This window comes from Photobacterium frigidiphilum (assembly GCF_003025615.1).
GTDB lineage: Bacteria > Pseudomonadota > Gammaproteobacteria > Enterobacterales > Vibrionaceae > Photobacterium > Photobacterium frigidiphilum.
The window spans coordinates 92,519-115,183 of sequence record NZ_PYMJ01000008.1 but is presented as its reverse complement, the minus strand read 5'-3'; the positions used below and the strand labels follow the sequence as shown (position 1 = coordinate 115,183).

The window sequence follows — 22,665 nt, the reverse complement described above, 5'->3', positions numbered from 1 at the left end:
CAAACATTAAAACTGTTACGGTGTCACCTCTTTACATTGTAAATCATTCTTGAAGAAGAAAGAGAGAATATAAAACTTGCTAGCGGAAGCGTGATAAATAGCGCCTAAACTACGGCTAGTGTAATTTCAATTATTTCAGGCTCATTTTCAACATGAAATCAGATAAAAACATACAACTTAGTTAAACTTGGTTCTAAATCGACGAAATAAAGAGGGTAGGGGACGAAGTCAGTGTGCAGACCTTTTAAGAAGACATACGATTGAATTGGCAATTACTTGATCATCGTTCTGGTTTAAACCGCACTATATCGAAACAATGATCAAGAGCGAGAAGATGAAATATACAATGTAAATTCAATAACTATGATACGAATAAGATCGGAAGTATGATCAAGGGCGATAAACAATAGCTATCAAACTTGGGATCCAGCCGGAAGCATGTATATCAGGTGATAATTTACGGTGAACGTAGGTTACAACTAGGGTTTATAATCAATACAGGCGCTAACAAAGCAAGATAATTGCGTTAAAATATCAATAAATCGAAATTCAAACACAAACAATAGCACTTGATCATTAATCCATAAGCGGACACATATAAAATCAGTAACATCTTACGGTAGGTGTCATTTCAATTTAAGCATAATAGAGCGCTAAAACCATTGAAAAGGCACTACGAGTGATAAAAGTAGGTTGAAAAGCGTTTCCATGATCATCTTTCTGCGCCAAAAAACGGGGGTTTTCATCAATAAAGTTTAAATTAGCCTAAAGCCTGTGGGTAACTTTGGGGATAAACTGTAAACATATCTTGATCATCGTTACGAATCGTTAGTGATCATGGTTTCATGCTTATAATGATCATACTTCCAGCACTTTAATGATCATGCTTTCAATGCTTTGTTGATCACTGTTCCGTACGATTCATGATCATACTTCCGAAATGACTCTTTTTTTAACTCCTTACAATCAAAGGGTTACACGTATTTCTCCAGCCTGATCATTAGATCAGTTAATCATATAGATCACTTTAAACATAAAGATCAGTATTTAAATCTTTAAATAAAAAGAACTTTCTTTCTGGATCTTTTTAGATTATTCTTTCGGAAAGATGATGCTTCTACGGCTAATGACAAATGAAACCGGCTCCAAATAACAATAAAAAAGTAATTGAGAAAATTCTGATCCTCGATCCTCGATCTCACAAAGATGGACATTTATTTTCAATTCCGTCGGCTTTGGTTGATTGGTTACCGCAGTATCAACATTTCAAAGGTGTGACCAAAAGCATCATTGAATTATTAAACTTGATCTCATTACGAGGCCTATCGACGAAAGACGGATTGGTTTCAACAACTGAACTTGTAGAAGCAACAGAAGGTCAACTAACACGTGCTGCCATTCAACAAAGGCTCAGAGCTGCTGTAAATGTTGGTTTATTTAATCAAGAACCTGTTCGATTTGAACAAGGCCTTGCTGGTAAAACCATGCTTCATCATTTCATTAATCCAGCTTTACTGATATCTCAGCTTGGCACTGGCAGTTTGTTATCAGAACAAAGTAAAGAAAAAGATAAACAAAAGCGCTCAAAAGCATTAGCGCAAAATCATGTTAATCGACGTTTGTTAAGTGAATATGGGTTAGGCACTCCACCATCAATGCCTGATGAGGCGGATCAAATCGTTGTTTCACCCACCAGCTGGGCTGGGATCATTGATCAAGCGTTAGCCCCACCGCGTACTAAAAAAAGCTATCAAAAGTCGATGGTTGCGATCAGTGGTACCAAAGCAATCATTGAAACACGATCTTCAAAGTCGATCATGACCGTTGATGATCTGATGACGTTATTCGCGTTATTTACGCTAACGGTTCAATATCATGATCATCACTTATCTGATTATGAGATCCAATCTCGCACCTTGGGCAATAAAACGCCAGTCTATATTACCGATATTCTTGCCCTTCGTGGTAAAAAAGACAGTGGTCCAGCCCGTGATTCGATTCGTGAAAGTATTGATCGTATTGAATTTACAGACTTTCAACTGCATGAACTCACTGGCCGTTGGTTAAGTGACAACATGCCAGAAGGCTTTAAAAGTGATCGTTTCCGTTTTATTGCACGAACAATCACAGCATCAGAAGAAGCACCACAAGAAGGCGATGATGGCGAGATCCGTATTAAGCCAAATCTTTATATTTTGGTGTGGGAACCGTCATTTTTCGATGAGTTGTTAACGCGTGATTATTTCTTCTTGTTTCCACCTGAAATCTTACGCCAGCATACTTTAGTCTTTCAGCTGTACACATTCTTCCGTAGTCGTATGTCACGCCGTGCCAATGATTCAATGATGCTTAGTGAGTTAAATCAGAAGCTGGCACGTAATATTGAATGGCGCCGTTTCTCGTCTGATTTAATTCGTGAACTACGCAAACTCGCTGAAGGTACAGTGACGGCTGATGTCTTTGCGGTCAATTTGTTTGGTTATCACTTAACCATCAAACCAGAAGATATTACTAAACGTTATTGTGATTATCAGATCGATATTAAGTGTGATGCTGCTGAAGTGATCCGTTATTCTCGTGCTAAAACCACCAATGAAGGGAAGCGGAACATGGCACCAACGATGCCAAACCCACTTCGTAACGAGATCATGCCTAAAAAGCAGCTTGATCAGTTATCCGAGATCATTGATGGTGAATTTGAACCTATTCAACGAAAAGAAGGCAGACCGAAAGGCCGTTTAGGGCGTCGAGTGAAACTAAGAAAACACTTAGTTGAAATTAATGCCGATGAATTAACAATAGTTTTATCCAAATATACGTCATCAGAGGCGCTACAACGCAGTATAACGGCGTTATCTGCAATGACTGGTCACTCAGCGACAACTGTCACAGAAGAGTGTCAGGCATTCTTACAGAAGCTTGAGTGGTTATATGTGGGTACTGAAGTTGTTAGCTATGAAACACTGAGTAAGACGGTTGAGTTATACAATAATCAAGAAGGTGAACGACACTTATCCATTGAGCGTCTCATTTCCGGCCTTGCAGTACGCCGTAAGGTTTGTAAGCTAGTGCATGAAGGACATGTCAATGAACAAGTATTGGCAGCATTAGATGATGTTGCTCGTGGCGTTTATTCATAATAAGTTATTTGTCATTAAGCCTATTTACACTGTAAATAATTTGAGCAATTCGCTTTAAAGTCATTCAGCAAAAAAAAACGTGTAAATATACCAATGGGAGGCATCGCTAAGATGCCTCCCATTTTTATTGATTAGCCTTTATCTTTTAATCATACAATCGCTAAACACGTATTTTTTAGCGTTTACTTTTAGCTGAATCCCCGTAAATTAGTAGTGGAATAGTGATACCAATCTAGACAAGTCTCTGATCATCCTTGCTAGTTAAAATTATTTGACCATTTACTTATCTAGAATGGTATTGCACTTTTACCGATGTATAAGGACGTATTTTGTTTAAGCAATATCGAATGCTAGGAAGTGTTTTTTGCCTTGTGGTGTTTAATCAAATGGCATTTGCCCAAGTGACCACTGATGTTGAATCCAAGCATGATAGGAAAAAAATAGGGTTAGTGCTCAGTGGTGGTGGCGCGAAAGGTGCTGCACATATTGGGGTGATCGAAGTGCTTGAGGCTAATCGGATTCCAGTCGATATTGTGACTGGTACTAGCATGGGCGCGTATGTTGGCGGCATGTATGCCATGGGGTTAGATGCAACAGAAGTTAAAAATCGTACTTTTGCAGCAGATTGGGAGGGGGGATATAAAGAGCGAGTAGGGCGCAATGATTTAGTACTGCGTCGTAAACAACAAAATGATGATTACCAACTGCATACTGATCTCGGTATTTCCCTTGAGGGCGAGTTTAAATCCAAGCCGGGAGCATTTCAAGGGCAGGGTATGGCAGTGTTGCTCCGTTCATTAACTCACAACCTACCGACGTTAAAAAGCTTTGATGACTTGGCTATTCCTTATCGTAGTGTTGCGACGGATATTGCTAAAGTTCAATCTGTTGTACTTGATTCTGGGCATCTTGCGACGACCATGCAAGCGTCCATGACCGTACCTGGTGCGTTAAAGCCTGTTATTTGGCAAAACAAACAATTAGTTGATGGCGGGGTGGTGAACAACATGCCCGTGGACGTGGCTAAAAGCCTTGGTGCCGATGTTATTATTGCCGTTGATTTACGCGACCCTCTATTACCTGAAAGTGATCTCAATAGTGCGTTAAATATTATTTCTCAGCTAACCACTTTCATGACAAATTCAAATACAGATCATCAAATCAGTTTAATGCAAGAAGGTGATGTGTATTTACAGCCAGATGTGGCGTTCATGACCGCACCTGATTTTGATAAGATGGAATTGGCCTACGTAGCGGGTAAAAATATTGCGCGAGCTTCTTTACCGCAATTGCTGGCATATCAGTTGTCTGAAGAAGATTACATGGCTTATATCAAAGCGAAACAAGATCGTCGTAGCCGTTTATCAAGTCGACCTGCTTATTATATCGATAACATTGTGTTGGATAATCATACTTTGTTGTCGGATCAGGCATTGTTGGCATTATTGGATCTTCCTGTTGAACGGGTTATTTCGACCGAAGAACTTGAGAAAGCGGTAGAGCGTTTGCATGCGCAAGATAACTTTTCGCGAATCACGTATTTTATTGATCAAAAAGATGATGAAAATATTTTGAATCTCGATGTGACAGAAAAATCGTGGGGGCCTGGTTACCTTAATTTTAAATTTTCATTTGAAGATGATTTTACCAATCGTTCTGATTTTTCGTTTGGTGCACAGTATATTTATACCGATTTAACCGATCGTGGTGGTGAGTGGAAACTGGAATGGGAAATAGGAAGCTGGAAAAAAATAAATACTGAGTTTTATTTTCCTATTGACGACAAACAAGAGTACTTCACCGCTTTTGGTCTGGGGTGGAATAACGAAATACGTAAATTTACCGCAGGGAACGACTCATTTGCCACGCTGGAACCTGGGCTGTTTAATTTCGAGACTAAATATGAAGATGTGAATACGTTTGCCGAGATTGGCTGGAATATACGCCCATGGAGTGCTATTAAAGTGGGTTATCAAGGGCAGCGTGGTGATGTCACATTAATCGACAATGATGGTACAAAAGAAAAATACAGTGCGTATGGCCCTTATATTGCTGCGACTCACGATACGCTTGATAGTTATTACTTCCCATCAGCAGGTTTACTGGTTGATGCTCGATTCGGACATAGTCAAACCAGCAGTCAAGTCGGTAGTAACGACACAGATGATAAGACATTTTATTACGATATTAATCTGATGAAACCTTTCTCGTACGATAGGCATACAGTATCAGCGCTAGTGAAAACGGGTGGCTCAGATTCGAATGAATTACTGCCGATATACGTACAAGATCTTGGCGGGTTGTTCAATCTATCAGGGTATCATCGCTACGAATTAAATGGCCGTTACCGTGCTTTTGGTGCGCTTATTTATCGTTACCGTTGGATCGATAATGACTTTGGCATCTTCTCTACCCCGATTTATCTTGGCGGATCATTAGAGCAAGGTGGTGTGTGGAATGATAAGTCAGACATTAGTTGGAATAGTGCGATTACTGCAGGCAGTCTCTATATCGGGATTGATTCTCCGATAGGGCCTGTTTACTTAGGCTATGGTCTAGCGGATGGAAAAGAGAGTTCGGTCTATTTCTCTTTGGGGGGCTCCTTCAAATAATGAAAGCGATTGATTAACAACATGAATATTTTGACATTAGGCTGACATTTTATGTTAGAGAAAGGGCAAACTGGTTAGTGATATAACCTTTGTCCCTTTCAATAAGAGCTGCGGGATGTTGAATGGTCTGTCATGGATGGTAGATATTTAATGTTCATTTCTGTTGAAATGTAAATTATGAGTTTTTGCGAGCCATGTATATGGCTCGCTTTTTTTTAGACCTTCGCTATTTTGGCTGGCAGGGCCTGCCTTGCTGCCGCACCGACTACCCAATCAAGTAATACTCCTTTCCCTTCTCGCGTCGGATCGGTTAAGCCTATATCGTTAATATTTACGCCGTCAGCGTTATATCGATTGATTGGCTGAACCTTATCACCAATGGTGTGCGATCTTGCTCCTAGCTCTTTGTGACCAAAGCCATGCTCGATGCCGAGAGTGCCTTGTTGTACCCCTTCTACGATTATCGCGATAGCGACTGTCGAATTACTCGGGGTGGTAATCGTGAATTGATCCCCTGTGCTTAACTCCCACTTCAGCGCATCTTGTGGGTGTATATACACTGGGTTTACCCCCTTAATTGAATTTAAGCGCGGTGATAAATTGGATACTGCACTGTGAATATTGGATTTGAAGTTCGTTAGAGTAAATGGCCATTCTTGTTCGGTATATCGTTCACGAAGCGGCGTGCCATCAGCCAGTTTTTGTGGGTACCACGTTGGGCAACCAGAATAAAACTGACCCGATAGTGTATTCCGTGAAGTACCCAATTTTTCATTCCAAATCGCTAACGGTTTTTGCCATTGATACTTCATGAATTCACCTTTATAGCTTTCAGAGGCATCTTCAAAGCGTCCACCACGAGATAGAATAAAGGCGACTTTACCTAATTCTTCTTCCGTCAAAACCCGCTGCATGTCGGGCAGTAGGCGTTCTAACCCTGATAGGTATATATCTTCTACACTGGCGGCGGGTACGCCTTTTGCGACATACGCTAAATTAGCAGCCGATCGTAGGTAAAAATCATCAGCATTATTAATGGCGTGCCAATTGCCTTGTGCATCTTTAATCGCGTTGTCGCCAAAGCCTCCTAACGATAAACGCTTGGCAATATCGATGAAAAAGTTTTCTAAGTTAATGGTGCGTCCATCGGCAGTTTTCTCCGTAAGAGGCTTCACGATTGGCCAGCGCGCTGTCACAGCTTTGGTCGGTACACCATGCCATGGGCTAGTCATGCCCCAGCTTTCATAAGTGACGGTATCTGGCACGATATAATCAGAAAGGGCGGTTGTTTCATTAATGAATGCATCGACTGATATAATTAATGGCAGTTCTTTAGGATCTTTGAGTTTTTCACCAATCAGATCTTGTAAGCCTGGCACACCATATAAAGGGTTGGCCATATGATTGATCCACGCTTTTAAACGGTAAGGATAACCATCGATCGCGGCTGATAAATGTTCGGTTAATAACGGGGCTGAGATCGGATACCAAGGTGCACGAGTGGGGTAAGGCGATGTGCCTGCCGTGACTTTTCGTTTGTATTCGCTGGTTTTTTCGTAAGGGAATTTGCTACGTGATAAAAACACGCCTTTAGGCCCGACTTTACCTGGGAAGGTGGTGAAATCATAACGTGGCCCGTTACCGGATGTTGGGTAGCCACCAGCCTTGGCCATTACACCGCCTTTTAGGTTGATATTACCAATCATCGCGTTCAGCATCAGAATGGTATAGGCGTTGTAGAAACCATTGCTGTGCATGTTGCCGCCGTGGGTATCGACCACAGCTTTAGTGCCGTGGGACGTAAAGCGCTGAGCAAGGCTTATTATCTGAGTTTCTGAGATCCCACATTGTTCGCTGTAGTATGCGATGTCGTATTTAAAGGCTTGTTCTTTTAAATGCTGAAAGGATGATTTTACCCTTACTGTGCCTTGTGTGGTTTCCATTTCTGTATCAACAAATAACTGAGCAGGTTCTGCTTGGGTATTGATACTTAGGGTATTGGTTTTTGCATCCATTACAAGATAAGCATCTGCTTCTGAACGCACTTCACCGCCATAAGGCATACCCATGTCGGAAGCGCGTAAAAAAGAACCAAATCGCGGATGGCTTTCATCACTGATCACCAAGTGAGTCGCGTTACACCAGTGCGCCGTACCAGCTACACGCATGGCTTGGGCGCTAGGCTGTGACAAGAAAGTGCGGTTGTAACGTTCGTTGGCAATGATCCACTGAATCATTCCCATCACAAGAGCGGAATCGGTACCAGGTTTGATCGGTAACCAGTTATTGTTTAACCCTGCCGCTAAACTTGATGAGGCAGGTAGAGCAGGTGAAACGACCACATATTCAAAACTGCCATTGGTACGGGCATTAGCGAGTTGCCTTGCTTGGCGTTTAAAAGGGTTGCCCGCTTGTGCTGGAGACATTCCAATAAATAACGCAAATTCAGTATTATCCAGATCGGGTTTTACGTGTGAGAACTTATCTAAATCATTCATCAGCGCGCCAGAGCCAGCGCGGAAGGCATAACCACAGTACGATCCGTGATGACCAAAATTACGTGTACCAAAGCTGTTAAAGGCAAAGCGCTTTAGAATATCATCACGCCCTTCATTACCGGCATTGGTCACTAATAATTGATTGGCTTTAGGGCCGTATTCAGGGTTATTCGGGTCGACAGGGGTGGTTAAGTCGCGAATGGCTTTTAATCCATCAACATGGCCTTCATTAAAGAGATTGCCCCCTTCAGTCACTTCTGTGAGTAATTGTTCATAGCTAATGGGGATCCACTTTCCTTCGCCACGCTTGCCAACTCGCTTTAACGGCTGGGTAATTCGATATGGGCTGTTACGTATTTCCAACATGCCATTGCCACGCGCGCAGGCAGTTGAACGCCCGGCTAAACCAGCTTCACCTGTTAGCGATAGATATGCCTGTTTTACTGGGGTGTTAAATGGGATTTGTTGATCATTTGATAGCGGATGATAAGGATTACCTGAGATACGTAAAATCTCATCCGTTTTATTATCGACACGTACTCTCACGCCGCATAGCGTCCAACAACCAAAACACATCGAAGGGGCAACACGCTGATTAGGGTTTGAAATTAAATTCCCGTTCTCATTAACTTTGTATTCAGGCTCCAGCGAATTACCAAAGTGAGCATCTTTGGTAGGTACACCTGATGTACCTGTTACCAAGCCTTCTACCATGTGTTGAGCAGTCGAAGAATACCCCGCTGCAAATGCAGAGACACCACCGACAGCCAATCCTGATTTGATAAATTGACGACGTTTCTTATCCATAATGTTGCCCTCTACAGTACGTGGTGCGCAGACGGCGCAACAGATGAAGATGAAAGAGTTCGGGAAGTTTTAGCTTGATGCACGACTTCGCTTAATACTGCTGCGAGTGCAATCCACAAACCGGCCATGGCGATAATGCCCAATAGCCCTGCTGGTCCCATTGGCAACTCATAAGGATAAGTGCCAGCATCGTAACGAGGGATGGTTTGTACATCCATAATAGTGACCCAGCGGAGATACCAGCAGCTGATTAACGTGATGGCGCTGGTGATGACCAATCCCACTTTGCTGGTGGAAAGAGCGGTAAAGTGAACGGCAATACAGCATACAAACAAAAAAGTGAGAACGGTTAAACGAGTAACCCATTGCGGATCGTTGAGTAACGCTAAGCTATTACTGTTCACTACCCATAGAGGCAATAAGATTAATGCCAAAATAGCGCTTAATAAGGTGGTTCTTTTAAGCAGAATATTATCACCGTTAGTAAGTGCTGGTTTTGCTGTGAGGCTCGGCTCGGTTGTGAGCAGCAACATAATTCCGGTTAAGCTAATCGCCCCCAGAAAAGCGGTGACAAACCATAGCAGTGGTGAAGCCAGTTGATGCCATAACGGACGGCTTTGAAGTATCGCAATTTCAGCACCGGTATATAGCGCAATGGTTAAACCAGACAGAGCCGTTAATACGGTTAATGAAATAAAAACGTTGGATGATACCGTCCAATTGCCAAGGGTTAACTTACTGGCGAGTTTAACGATGCGGTAAGGGCTGTTTTCGAGTTGTTGAATATCAGGACGCAAATACAGCCATGCGGCTAACACTGCTAAAATAGAAAAAATCGGCAAGAATAACGATCCATTCGACATCCACGACCATGATGTTAAATGCGTAAAGAAGTGCCAAGCACGTCCCGGTTGGTGAAGATCAGCGGTTAATGCTAGCGGACCGACAACTGCTGAAATGGCTAACACAAGCGCAAGGGCTGCACGTAATACATGGCTCGTGTGGTGTTTAAATACACATGCGATGCAAAATAAAATGGCTGCGGCGTAAGCTGATCCAATATAGAAAAAGTATTGTACTGCCCACGGTAGCCAAGCGATGTCCTGCGGAGGAACAAGAATTTCAGTTATGTTCATTATTTCTCTCCTTGAGGATCGTAAATCGCCGCTTTACCGTCAATGTGCGAGCTGAATTCAGTGTTCAAGCCGATATAGAACACATGCGGCTTGGTGTTCTCTTCTGGTTTCAATACTTTTATTTCGTCTTTATGTTCAACGAGTAATCGGTTTATTTCGCTGCTTGGGCTATTTAAATCCCCAATGATCCGCGCACCACCTACACACGTTTCAACACAGGCGGGCAGTAAACCTTGCTCTAACCGGTGGGCGCAAAACGTACATTTATCGGCTGTAAGGGTTTCTTCATTGATGAAGCGAGCATCGTAAGGACAAGCCTGTACACAATAGGCACAGGCAACACAGCGCTTGTTATCAACCATGACAATGCCGTCTTCACGTTGGTAAGTGGCCTGTACTGGGCAGACTTTTACGCAGGGTGGGTTATCACAATGGTTACACAGACGAGGCAGCATAAAAGACTTCACCTGTTTCGTGCCTGTACTACCATCATCAAGGGTAACTTCATATTGCTTTACGGTGGTGCGGAATTGGCCAATAGGCGCTTGGTTTTCAATACTACAGCCGACTGTACAAGCTTGGCAGCCGACACACTTACGCAAATCGACCACCATGGCATAGCGTTTTCCTTTCATGCCTTTGCGGTCAGGTTGATCGTTGTTTTTAAATTTATTGCCCACCACAATGTGACCTGTTGAGGTGTTGCTTGCTTGTACGACAGGAATTAATGCGGCACCCGCGGTTATTGCGCCAATGCCTGATAACAATCGTCTTTTACTCGGATCCATACTGCATACCTTGCTCATTAGTAGAGAGACAAGGTGATTGTCGGAAATCGACGGTTCTTCGCCTATTGTGGTTTTCCACATACCCTATTTAGGATTGATCTAAGACAAGATAAAACAGTGTTATTCCTCACGCTTCGCATCATCCTTGGTGAGGTTAGTGTCATAATGAATCAAGAAAGAGCCCGTATCGGCAATCATGATCAAGTGGGTAAATGAACGAAATGAAGTGTTGGATAGTGCCTAGCCTTAAAAGAGACTCACAAAAAAAGAAGCCCCAAAAGAAGCAAAGATTATGCGTTGCTGGTGGATATTGGCTTAACGTGATCGGTTATTCTGTGGTGACTCTTGCTGCTATCGCTTTTCCTCACACTATTTTCGCGAAAGATCCCCAGCCTGCCAATAGTGCCATTAATCAAATAGTTGATGTCGGTATTTTAGCCACAAGAGGTAATTTAGAAGCTTTAAACCGTTGGCAGCCAACCATGGATTGGTTAGAACGTAAAATTCCCCGTACTGAATTTGTATTACACCCCTATACGCTTGAACAAATGACAAATGCGGTAAAAACTCAGACGGTCGATTTTGTGATCACCAACCCTGGGCAGTCTGTTCGATTAGGGCGTCAATATCCCCTTTCTTGGTTGGCAACGTTAAGAAGTCAGCAACAAGGTGGCACGACATTGGCAATAGGTTCTGCTTTGGTAGTGCGTAACGACTCCCCATATTTCACGCTTACTGATTTAGATAACCAGCCAGTGGCTGCGGTATCTGATAGTGCATTTGGCGGCTATTTAACCTTACGCCGAAATATGCAGCAACTGAGCTTAGATCCTAATCGCTTTTTCTCGACTGTCGATTTTATTGGTTTTCCACTAGATGCCATTTTGTACAAATTACGTGATAAACACGTAGAAGCGGCGGTACTACCTGTTTGCCAACTAGAAACAATGGGGAAGGAAGGGTTAATCGATTTTAGTCAGTACCGAGTTTTAGATAACCAAGCGCCAGTGGGCTTTGGCTGCCATGTATCAACTGTGTTATATCCTAATTGGTCTTTTGCCAAAACAGGTAAAGCATCTGAAACCTTAGCCAAGCAAATTGCGCGCGCACTGTTGGATCTTCCAGAACGGGATCCGGCGGCAACCGCCGCACATTCATTAGGTTGGTCGGCACCGATCAGTCAATTAAAAATTGATAAGTTGTATCAAGATCTTGATCTTCACCCGTTACAAAAGCCATGGTGGCAAGAAGCATTAACTTGGCTGAAGAGTAACCAGCAATGGGGTTGGACGTTTTTACTCTTTGTTGTTGTGCTCAATTTGTATCACTTTTTACTGGAGTACCGTTTTAGCCGCAATCAACGGCTATTAATTGCGACTCAAAATCGATTAAAAGAAAAAAATGCCATGCTAGAACATGCCCAAAGGGTGGCAATTGTCGGCGAGTTAGGCGGCAGTATTGCCCATGAAATCAACCAGCCGTTATCTGCTATTCGTAACTATAGCCAAGGTGGTTTAGTGCGAATAAACAAAGGATCATCAGCGGAAGATCTTAAAGTGGTATTAGAAAAAATCCAACAACAAGTTATTAGGGCGGATGATATTGTTCAGCGGTTACGATCCTTGATAAAAAAACGGCCGATCAACAAGCAATACAGCAATGTGCAGGCATTGATCACCGATGCCGTCATGTTGCTAGATCATGACTTAATTAAGCATCAAATTACGTTATCGGTGACAGAAAGCGGACAAGTTGTGCCTGTCTATCTTGATCCGATTGGTTTTCAACAATTACTGTTGAATCTAGTTAAAAATTCGATGGATGCTTGTGTGCTGGATCATCAGAAGCTGTGCGACCGGGAGCTGCATACTCAAGAAAAATATCAAATAGTAATTGATACAGAATACCTACCAGTAGAAAAACAGATGAAGCTGGTGGTAACGGATAATGGTATTGGATTGGAAGAGGATGCAGCGTTGTTGCAGAGTGCTTTTTTTACCACAAAAGAAGAGGGATTAGGTTTGGGCTTAGCTATTTGTCGTGATGTGGTTGAAGATCACCACGGTACATTAATGATGACCGCTAATAATCCCCATGGCTGCCGTATTGAAGTGCGGTTGCCTTATATCGCTAATACCGAAAATTAAAGAAGGAAGCCACACGTGAACCCATTACCAGTCTTTGTTGTTGATGATGATGAATCGGTACGTGATTCATTAGCCTTCATGCTCGAAGGGTATGATTTTAAAGTTGAAAGTTATGCTGATGGTGTAACGTTTCTTGATCAAGCGAATATTGAACAAGCCGGTTGTGTGGTGTTAGACATTCGAATGCCAATCATGATGGGACAGCAAGTTCATCGGCTATTAAAAGATAAACACAGCCCCCTCGCGGTTATTTTTTTGACTGGGCATGGTGATGTGCCCATGGCAGTTGAAGCGCTTAAACATGGTGCGATTGATTTTTTTCAAAAACCTGTTGATGGTGAAAAACTAGTGGTTGCGATTCATCATGCTGAAAAACAATCCTTACACAATCAAAGCCAACTGTTATTACACAAAGCGTTTGAAACATTAACGACTCGCGAGCAAGATCTTCTACGTTTATTAGTCAAAGGTTATAAAAACCAACAAATATCCGATGAATTATGTATTGCTGTACGTACGGTTGAAGTGCACCGTTCTAGCTTGATGAAAAAACTCCACGCGAAAACCATTGCGGAATTAGTCATGTTTTATTCGCAAATTAAAACGTAATTATTACTAGTAATTACAGCGTTGCGTGGGGGTACAGGTGTTAATTAAATGAGTCTGAAATTCGCGGTTGGTATATCAATACTGAAGACTATTTTTACGGGTGATTCATCACTTGTACCAAGTGTGATCATGGCTGAAAAATTGATTTTACCTTCTATCACGTGAATGACTTCTTATGAGTTACTCCATACAATTTCGCATAATATCCACGATAAAATACGGCTTAATGAAATGGTAAAGACTGAAAAAGAAAAGATGTTATCTGGCTTAATATATCAAGCGTGGGATGAAGAGCTAACCGCCGAACGCCATAACGCCAAAGGGTTATGTTTTAAGCTCAATCAAACCTGTCCGACTCAGAAAGATGTCCGACAGGGTTTGATTAATGAGCTACTTGGCTATAACAGCGACGCATGGATTGAATCACCCTTTAACTGTGATTATGGCTACAACATTAAAGTAGGTAGCGGTTTTTATATCAATCATGGCTGTACCATTCTTGATGCTGCACCTGTGACTATCGGTGATAACTGTCTGCTAGCCCCTGGCGTGGTTATTTCAACTGCAGGTCATCCGCTTGATCCTGTAGAAAGAGCGAGAGGTGATGAGTTTGCTCAAGCGATTACGATTGGCAATGATGTATGGTTTGGTGCCAACGTTACTGTATGCCCGGGTGTGACTATTGGCGATAATGTTGTTGTGGGTGCTGGCAGTGTGGTGGTAAAAAATCTACCTGCAAACAGTGTGTGTGTCGGATCGCCCGCTAAGCCTATTCGTTATCTTAAAGAAGGTGAGCGTAAATAACCTCAAGGTTGAAGATATGATGAACTCTCTCGAACATGAACTTTGCTTCATTACTGCGTAGGTGCCTTTCTTGAAATTATGGCGTTTGGCATCACTGCGTTTGTAAGGTATGTGTTAAATAGCCAACCTGACAAAGAGGTTGGCTATGACAACTGAGCGTTATGGAAATGGAATTATTGAGCATTATCAGAGTGCTTCAACAAAGCCATGTTTAGGGTGCATCAACAGTCCAATACTGACGTGATACTTCTTTACTATCTTTGAATGTTACTTCAAGGGCCTTCTTACCGTTTTCGTACCAGCCTGTCATGACACCGTCACTATTCTTACCGTTGGTGAAGTTTGCCACTTCACGTTTTTGGCCGTTCACATACCATTCAGTGGATACGCCATTTTCTTTGTCTTTTTTAAACATCGCTTCTTCAGACTTTTGACCATTGCGGTACCATTCTGTTGTTACGCCGTTTTTCATATCATTTTTGTAGGTTGTCTCAAACGATTTCTGGCCATTTTCATACCACTTAGTCATCAAACCATTTGTTTTTCCATCAAGATAATGTGCTTCACCACGCTTTTCACCACTGGCGTACCATTCAGTGGCCACACCGTTTTCTTTTCCCTCTTTGAAGGTCACGTTAATGGCTTTTTGACCATTGTCGTATTTTTGTACATACGTACCAGAGAAAGGCTTCTCTTGATTTATTTGATAGGCAACACCGTTACGTGACTGCAGGTAATCAACGGTGGCTGCTTGTGATAGCCCCGCAAATGAAAGTAAAAACAGCGCTAGAGGAATCGTTTTTTTCATGTCATCACCAAAAGAAATAAATTCTATTTATAGAGAGTCAACGTTGCTTCAAATTACTCACAAGCAAGATGAAGTACCGAGAATAAGACAGAGCGACTTCAAGCAAGTTCACATCACAAAAACAAAGATTGTCATTACTATCAATAATAAAACGTAATTTAGTTATGTCGAAAAATCACTTTAATAAACCAATGTGCTGATTTATATCCTAAATGTTGAATTATTTATTTTTTACCTTATTACTCGAATTCTATCCGTTACATTTTTGAAAACTTACATTTCAGCTGAAGACATATCGGTGAAACATTTTGTCACATTTCATGGTTAACGTTTATTGCATAAATTTAACACTGCTTATTTGTACGCAAAGTAGGCAATTCATCAATTAAGTTCTGGTGCTTTAATATAAGGTTAACATAATGAAAAAAGCTCTGATTACACTGTCACGCTCTGCCAATATACCTTCAATTTTACGCTTGATCATGCTTCCGTTAATGCCCTATTCGTTCAGCAAGAATAGAGTATCGGACAACGGTTATCTGCGAATCAATGTAACTAGGGGATCATGCTTGATTAATACCTAATCGTTGGCGATATTGTTCAGGTGTACAGTTGGCGTGTTTTTTAAATAGAGTAATAAAGGGTGACGCTTGGTGGTATCCGAGTGTTAAGGCTATTTCTTTTATAGATAACCCTTTACGCAGTAAATGTAAGGAATAAACATATTTACGGCGTTGTCGCCATTCTGTAAAACTCATCCCGAGTTTATCTTGGCAGTGCCTTGCCAAGGTGCGTTCTGTTGTATGAATGGTTTCAGCCCATTGTGCGAGTGTTTTATTATTGGTTGGATTCTTTTCAAGTTCGATCAAAATGGGTTTGAGTAATTTGTCGTCACTGGTTGGTAGAAATTGTTGATGTTCTTTAGCATTGATTACCTGATCTAATAACACTCGAACTAAACGATGGTCTTCGGGGGTTTTAGGTACAGAGACACGGCGCTCACGCAGGCTATTAATTATCGCACTGACGATTGGGTCTACTTCTAATAGGCAGGTGTAACTAGGTAATCGAATCGCAAGAGGCTGTATTATATTCATCGAGCAATAGTTCATACTGCGACGCATATGGCTTTCATGCTCAATACCAGCTGGTACCCAAACGGCGTATTCTGAAGGTAATAAAAAATGTTTACCTTCAGCGTGTAGCTCTAATATTCCACCATTGATTAATTGCAGTTGTCCCCAAGAGTGTTTGTGCTTTTGCGTTGTCGTATTAGGCAGAAAAACTTCATGACCAAAAAAAATATCGCCAGGTGGATTATCATCATCAAACAATGGTCGATAAATTTTAGACATCAAACATAGCCTTATTAATAAAGAGGTATATAGATTTCAACTAACATAATCCTCTTAAGCATTCATAGCAACTTAAAGGGGAAATGAATAGATGATGGGAAATTTTCACTTGGGTTGGCTGCTGAAGTGAAGGTTAAATTACATTATCTAACGAGTTTTAGTGTTGTGAAAACATAACTACGGTTTATATATCAACCATCGATAGCCTTATGTATTCCGCTGCCACCCAGTGTTTTAATACAAACAACAAAGACGCTTCCACTTACCGTACTGAAAAATCGTAGTGAGCTACTCACTCTTCAGGGCTTGTTTAACGCGGACGGGTTACAAGTAGGCACTCTTAGGATATTGATATGAAAACTATATTTAATTTGTATGCATTAACACTCGCGGTATTTGCTATTTCATGTGTTGTACTAATGACAGAACCCGGCCAAGTTATAGGTGTGCCAAGAGACTGGTTATTGGGCTACTTCCGCTATATGCCTTTATTTTGGGCTGGACAAATTGTTGCATTAATTATTCTTTGGATTGCGAACATTCGTGGAAAGTTCTGGAATTCACTATGGATGTGTTTAGCGTCTATTGGTATCGGTGTGACTTTTTGGGCACAGTCTTACGCTATGCCTACCGCATTCCCGACAGAGCAATTAAACGCTAAATATTACTCTGTGGAGGATGCGAACATGTTTATTCCTGAGGAAGATTCACGAGTATATGTAACGGAGATTAATGGTGAAATTCGAATCTTTCCTCGTTACCACCTTCAAGTGCCTCATGTAGCAGGTTGGGAATCGGAAGGAACAGGTTATGCGATTACTTACTGTGGTCTTTCTAATCTCCCAATGGTCGTTGAAACTGACTATGGGCTTGGTACTTCTGATTTGCAGGTATTAGGCCAAGCGCATAACAATCTTATTTTTAAAGATGTAAATAATGGTACGGCTATCCAGCAGATTACCATGCAGTCAGAGTTTACCGATCACACGACCACGGTTCATCCCAATACTCAAATGGATTGGGAAAAAGCGAAAACGATGTACCCTGATGCGAAGGTATACATCTATGGTATGGAACGTTTGATTGATAGCATTTTGTTAGGTCTATTCGAGAAACCGTTACAGGAGCAGCGTGACATTGATAACCCAGATTTCATGTTCGACACGTTGAACCTTGCTGATTCACGTCTTAACCCTAAATCAGAGATTCTAGGATACGATAATGGTACACAACAAATTGCTATCGACCCTGATTTTGCTCGTGCGAATGACGGCTTTGTCTTTGAACTAAATGATGATGTTCTGCAGATTTCTACCGATGGTGATGTGATAAAACTTGTAAACACAATGGGCGAACAAGTAGCGACTCATAACGGTGTGCATTTTGGTATTTGGGCCCAGTTCTTCCCTAATACAGAGGTACTCAAATGAAGTATTTAGCAATCGTTTTATTGTGCACATTAGTCGTGTCTATGACTGATATTCACCAACCTTACGAACGTTTAATGATTAGAACGGGTCAGATGCAAGTAGATGCCTTAGCATCTAACAGTGATGATTTATCATTATTTGTAAAACAGAAATATGATTTGCTAGTAACCTTAAGCAACGATTAAATCTAAGTTAATGGCTGATAAGTATTCTTCAACTTATTCAGTCACCACTTTTTTAAACGGGCTTTGAGTGGTTTGTAAGGAGGCATAGACAGGAAGATACCTGTCTATGCCTTGATGAACAGTAAAACTAACAGGTTGTTAGTTACTGCCTATGTTCAACCCATTACTTATCCAGATAGGTATAAGTAATTAGTTCTTTTGTACTGATGATTGTTTAAATACATTAACGTAAGAAGAATACAGATCGATACTGATACTACTGCTCTGGTCTGCAACAAGTTCCAGCTCACCAGTTACTTTATTGTGTCCTAAGTATTCCTTAGTAAACAAGTTGTTAAGTTGATTCGTTCCTTCTTTCCATTGCCAACGTTGAGATAGATTTAAACCACAAGCTTGAAGTTGATTCAGGTTTTCACCGTCTAAACATAGCTTAGTATTTTGTGCGCTAACAAACTGTCCTAATTTGTTATAAATGAAAGCTTGCTGGAAATTGTCTTCATCACACGTTTTGGTTACTAGGTTTTGTTGGTAATCACCCGCTATACATTTGTTATTAAAGCTTGCCAGCTGTAAGTTGACCGGACGACCACCAGTAAATACAGGGTGATCCCAATCAACCACAAAGCTCACTTTCTTGCTGATACGTTTAACTTGGTTATCACTGTCTTTAGAGTAATAAGTGCGGACACCAAAGAAACCAGTCACACTTGAACGATATCTAAAGCCAGTAATATCAACAGCAGAATCTACGGATAAGGTTGTTGTCCCTGTTTCCGTTGGTGATGCTTTGTAGATCACCTCCATTTTAGGTGTAAAACTTGCGTAACCAATTGGATTAATACGACTTAGGTCTGCTGGTATCCTCAAACGAGCTGAAATACCGTGAGTTTTCACGTTTCTGATAGACTCAGCAGTTGGGTATTGTTGCCTTGCCCATTTAAATGCAACATGTTTTGCACCTTTAGAACTTCGTTCAACCCGATAATCGCGTGTATCGAATGACAACCATTTAGATTCACTCCAACTCGCATTGGCATCTAACTTAGCTTTAGGGCCATCTTTGTTAACCTCAACACCACCGCTAATACCAAAATTAAATGTTGATACTTCTTTTTGGCTGTAATTTGCATTGAGGTTTGAGGTCGGTACTGTTCTTAATATATTTGCTTTATTATTAGAGGCGTCGAAATTAAACTCATAATTTCTTGCTATAGCTGTCGTAACAAATTCCGCTTCATTCCCACCTTCTGGCCATGGAATACCGCGAGTTACTAAATATCGAGGTGCAAGCTTATCGTTTAGCTGAATACCTGTCCCTTGAGTTGAATCATCGATACCAATTCGAACAATTTTGGCATCTGGTGTTGCAGAACCTTGAGTCCCGAATCGCAGCGAACGTTGAAGGTTTACTTTATAAATCAGAGAAATATTGGCATTTTTACAACTACGATAACTTTGTTCCGGACCATCAAATGTATTCCATGTCAGGTTGCACTCTTGATCAGAGATTTGACGTCTGGCATTGAGGTAAAAAGCCACATTTGGAATAGTGTTATCTTGATTTGAAAGTAAAGGTGCACTGCGTTTTGTTCGTGATGATCGCTTGGGCTTAGCTTCTAACAGAGTGATATTTGGATCATCTACTCCGTCAAGCTGAGAAAACATCAACTCGCCTTTATATGGGCTAATGATGATCATATCACCAGATAAAAAGACCCCGATACTTTGACGTATTTTATCTTTTACACTATTTTTATCTTCTTCATTATCAATATTACTAAAGTCTATAAAATAGCGTTTTTCCTCATTCAAAACTTGCGTCTTTATCTCGGTTAATGAAGGTGGAATAGCATCATTCTCGAGCAAGTATTCAGCGTTAATGTAATTTACTGCGCTGACATCTTGCAGGCTACTTAGCATATTAATGGCAGAGCCTGCGGGCTCATTGATTTCTACTGCACTAGCCGTTGTAGTTGTCATTAACGCTAGTATAGCAAGCGTTATAATATTGGTTTTTCTTATCATAATTGTTTTCCTAGCTATATCGTTTAATGGAATGCTTAAATGCATTTCAGTTATTTTGAGATACAAAGCTTCATTCAAAATTCTATTAACAATAGAAACGAGAGTGTTAATAGAAGAATCTTGGTCAAAATCAAAGATTCAATTCACCTAGCCGATGAATTGGAACATTAATCTACCCCAAATATTTAAATTAAAGATATGAACAATGATTTCAGCCAGATAGACAAGCAAGTAGCCTGTTTGATTTAGCCAATATGTATGCCCTTAAGGAATACCTATAGTATGTGATGTCTGCATAACCATACAAATAATGCCTAAAAAAGAATATTTAGCAATATTTTGCATGTATCGGTGCAAAACTGCTTCCAATTAATACTAGAAATTAAAAACCTAAATCAGCTCTATTGAAAATAATGAGATTGAACACTCAAGAAATTATTTTACTTTATAAATTAGAGTTTATTTTAGATATCGCGGGCTTGTCGGTAAGGAATTTGAGTATTTATTACTAGAATATAGGCTAGTGGAACAAATCTAATCGTTGAATCAAATAAGGACTAAACTAGTCAAAGTCACAAAAAATTTAATGCCAACTGTAATTAAATAAAATCTGATTGAGGCAATGGCAATTAATATCGAAAAAGGTTTGAAAAATGACATCAACATAGCCTCGCTAATTGGTATTAACCACGCAGAGATGTAGGTGAACATGGATCTAAATTTACTAACAACATTTTTGGCTGTCTATAAGCACATTTCAATTACTATCGCAGCAGAAGAGTTAGATGTATCACAGCCAGCAGTGAGTGCTGCGCTAAAAAGATTAGAAAGTGTAATAGGTAAACCTCTATTTGTTAGAGAGGGACGAGGTATCTCTCCGACTGGTGCTGCTGTCGCGTTGGCAAACAAAATTGAATCCCCGATAACGGTATTAGAAACGATTGGTCAACAGCAAGAGTACCTTAATGTCTATTGCAGCGAAGTGGTATTGCATCTAGTTTGTCATGTGGAAAATATAAAGCTAAGTGAAACACCATTGGAAGAAAAAGCTATCTTTGATGATCTCTTCACTCAAAAAGTCGATTTAGTTATCGATGTAATGTCTAGCAAGCAACATTCACTTATTGTGGAAGAGTTTCATCAAGAAGAACCTACATGTTTAACAAGGTTAGATCACCCTAGAATTCAATCTCAAATTACGCTAGAAGAATATTTTGCAGAAGAGCACATAGCAGTAAAAATCACTCGAAACAACACAAATACTATTAATAACCTATCTGAAAAACCCGTTGAACCGCGTAAAGTGAAAATTGAAACTGGCTCATTATCTAGTATGTTAATCTTATCTTCTGAAAGCGATTATATTGCTTCTTCTCCTCGCTCAATTGCAGAAAAATTGGCTCCTAAACTAAACCTTCGAATTCATAAATATCCTTTTGCGATAAAACCAGTGAAGTTATATATGATCTATCATCGGCGCTATGCAAACGATCCTTTTCATAAAACAAAGCGGGAAGCATTGAGAGTCGCTATTACTCACCCTAGTCATTCTTTGGGCTGACTGTTTTTTCTATTCACTCGCTTTGGCGAACAGCGCTCTAAATGGTATCCTTCCTGCCCAGTTTTAGCGTTGTGCTCGGAAAAGTAATGAATTTTAATCGTATTGTCTGTTTTGACCTCGAAATGTGTTGTTGGAATGATGGCCGGGATCCAAAAACCGGTGAAATCATTGAAATTGGGTTAGCGGAATTGGATTTAGATACTGGTGAGATCGTGCGACGAACTCAACATTATGTAAAACCTGAGCATGATGAAATCTCTGAGTTTTGTACCGAGTTAACTGGTATTAAACCGCAGGTTATTCATAAAAATGGTAAGCCTTTAGCTGAAATCTTACGCTCTATCGAGTCTAAATTTGGTGGTAAACATAAAATTTATGGGGCATGGGGACACGACGATCGTATTTTACATGCTGAGTGTGCAGCGAAAGGTTTAAAAGTCCCTTTTACTGAGTACATAAATTTAGCGATGATTTTTCGGTTACAGCGTCACGTGAAAAAGAAGCGTTGCGGTCAACGTGCTGCTATGGAAATCGCAGGTCTTGAGTGGGAAGGTCGACAGCATTCAGGTTATGTTGATGCGTATAACCTAGCTCGTTTAACAAGAACGCTTTTTTGCGATAGTGATACTCAAGAAAAGCATAAGTGATCATGCTTTGGTATGGGTTGTGTTGGTAATAACCCATACCAAATTTACCCCTTAAACCGTATTTCTCATAATGAGCCGGCCTGGAAGCATCATAGCGTATATAGTCTGCAGGA

15 protein-coding genes are annotated in these 22,665 nt (G+C 40.8%); 9 read left to right on the top strand and 6 right to left on the bottom strand.

The window, feature by feature from the left end; translation table 11 throughout:
• The first annotated feature begins 1,133 nt into the window (after positions 1–1,133).
• A complete protein-coding gene (locus tag C9J12_RS10285; protein ID WP_107242627.1) occupies positions 1,134–3,140 on the top strand; it encodes a replication initiator protein RctB domain-containing protein in 2,007 nt (668 codons plus the stop codon).
• 347 nt (positions 3,141–3,487) lie between these two features.
• Positions 3,488–5,752, top strand: coding sequence for a patatin-like phospholipase family protein (locus C9J12_RS10280; protein WP_107242626.1), 2,265 nt, complete (start codon positions 3,488–3,490; stop codon positions 5,750–5,752).
• 215 nt (positions 5,753–5,967) lie between these two features.
• Here the strand turns inward: C9J12_RS10280 and C9J12_RS10275 are convergent, their stop codons facing one another.
• Genes C9J12_RS10275 through dsrO form a run of 3 tightly spaced genes read right to left on the bottom strand, consistent with a single transcriptional unit; the run spans position 5,968 to position 10,981 of the window.
• Complete coding sequence (locus C9J12_RS10275; RefSeq protein ID WP_107242625.1) at positions 5,968–9,057, bottom strand: tetrathionate reductase subunit A; 3,090 nt, start codon at positions 9,055–9,057, stop codon at positions 5,968–5,970.
• Between the two features lie 11 nt (positions 9,058–9,068).
• The gene (gene nrfD / locus C9J12_RS10270) at positions 9,069–10,193 is read right to left on the bottom strand and encodes an NrfD/PsrC family molybdoenzyme membrane anchor subunit (RefSeq protein WP_107242624.1); all 1,125 of its coding nucleotides are present in this window, start codon (positions 10,191–10,193) and stop codon (positions 9,069–9,071) included.
• Complete coding sequence (dsrO, locus tag C9J12_RS10265) at positions 10,193–10,981, bottom strand: sulfate reduction electron transfer complex DsrMKJOP subunit DsrO (RefSeq protein ID WP_107242623.1); 789 nt, start codon at positions 10,979–10,981, stop codon at positions 10,193–10,195. Before dsrO ends, nrfD begins: the two co-directional genes overlap by 1 nt.
• A gap of 212 nt (positions 10,982–11,193) precedes the next feature.
• On the opposite strand from dsrO, the gene C9J12_RS10255 reads away from it, so the two are divergent.
• From C9J12_RS10255 to C9J12_RS10245, 3 genes are all read left to right on the top strand, one after another.
• Positions 11,194–13,128, top strand: a complete 1,935-nt coding sequence (locus C9J12_RS10255; RefSeq protein ID WP_107242621.1) for a sensor histidine kinase — start codon at positions 11,194–11,196, stop codon at positions 13,126–13,128.
• A gap of 15 nt (positions 13,129–13,143) precedes the next feature.
• Complete coding sequence (locus C9J12_RS10250) at positions 13,144–13,737, top strand: response regulator transcription factor (protein WP_107242620.1); 594 nt, start codon at positions 13,144–13,146, stop codon at positions 13,735–13,737.
• A 231-nt stretch (positions 13,738–13,968) separates the two neighbouring features.
• Positions 13,969–14,541 (top strand): sugar O-acetyltransferase, encoded by a 573-nt coding sequence (locus C9J12_RS10245; RefSeq protein ID WP_107242619.1) that lies wholly within the window; start codon positions 13,969–13,971, stop codon positions 14,539–14,541.
• A 211-nt stretch (positions 14,542–14,752) separates the two neighbouring features.
• Here the strand turns inward: C9J12_RS10245 and C9J12_RS10240 are convergent, their stop codons facing one another.
• Complete coding sequence (locus C9J12_RS10240; protein ID WP_107242618.1) at positions 14,753–15,349, bottom strand: toxin-antitoxin system YwqK family antitoxin; 597 nt, start codon at positions 15,347–15,349, stop codon at positions 14,753–14,755.
• A gap of 563 nt (positions 15,350–15,912) precedes the next feature.
• Positions 15,913–16,704, bottom strand: a complete 792-nt coding sequence (locus C9J12_RS10235; protein ID WP_107242617.1) for an AraC family transcriptional regulator — start codon at positions 16,702–16,704, stop codon at positions 15,913–15,915.
• A gap of 353 nt (positions 16,705–17,057) precedes the next feature.
• On the opposite strand from C9J12_RS10235, the gene C9J12_RS10230 reads away from it, so the two are divergent.
• Entirely contained in the window at positions 17,058–18,134 is a 1,077-nt protein-coding gene (locus tag C9J12_RS10230) for a DUF3179 domain-containing (seleno)protein (RefSeq protein ID WP_107242616.1), read from the top strand.
• Positions 18,131–18,319 (top strand): hypothetical protein, encoded by a 189-nt coding sequence (locus C9J12_RS10225; RefSeq protein WP_107242615.1) that lies wholly within the window; start codon positions 18,131–18,133, stop codon positions 18,317–18,319. Before C9J12_RS10230 ends, C9J12_RS10225 begins: the two co-directional genes overlap by 4 nt.
• A gap of 189 nt (positions 18,320–18,508) precedes the next feature.
• Here C9J12_RS10225 and C9J12_RS10220 read toward each other — a convergent pair whose 3' ends face one another.
• On the bottom strand, positions 18,509–20,344 hold the full coding sequence (locus C9J12_RS10220) for a leukocidin family pore-forming toxin (protein ID WP_107242614.1): 1,836 nt from the start codon (positions 20,342–20,344) through the stop codon (positions 18,509–18,511).
• Between the two features lie 709 nt (positions 20,345–21,053).
• Here C9J12_RS10220 and C9J12_RS10215 point away from each other — a divergent pair.
• Positions 21,054–21,905, top strand: coding sequence for a LysR family transcriptional regulator (locus C9J12_RS10215; protein WP_107242613.1), 852 nt, complete (start codon positions 21,054–21,056; stop codon positions 21,903–21,905).
• Positions 21,906–21,991: 86 nt separating this feature from the next.
• The gene (locus C9J12_RS10210; RefSeq protein ID WP_107242612.1) at positions 21,992–22,552 is read left to right on the top strand and encodes a 3'-5' exonuclease; all 561 of its coding nucleotides are present in this window, start codon (positions 21,992–21,994) and stop codon (positions 22,550–22,552) included.
• Positions 22,553–22,665 lie beyond the last annotated feature (113 nt).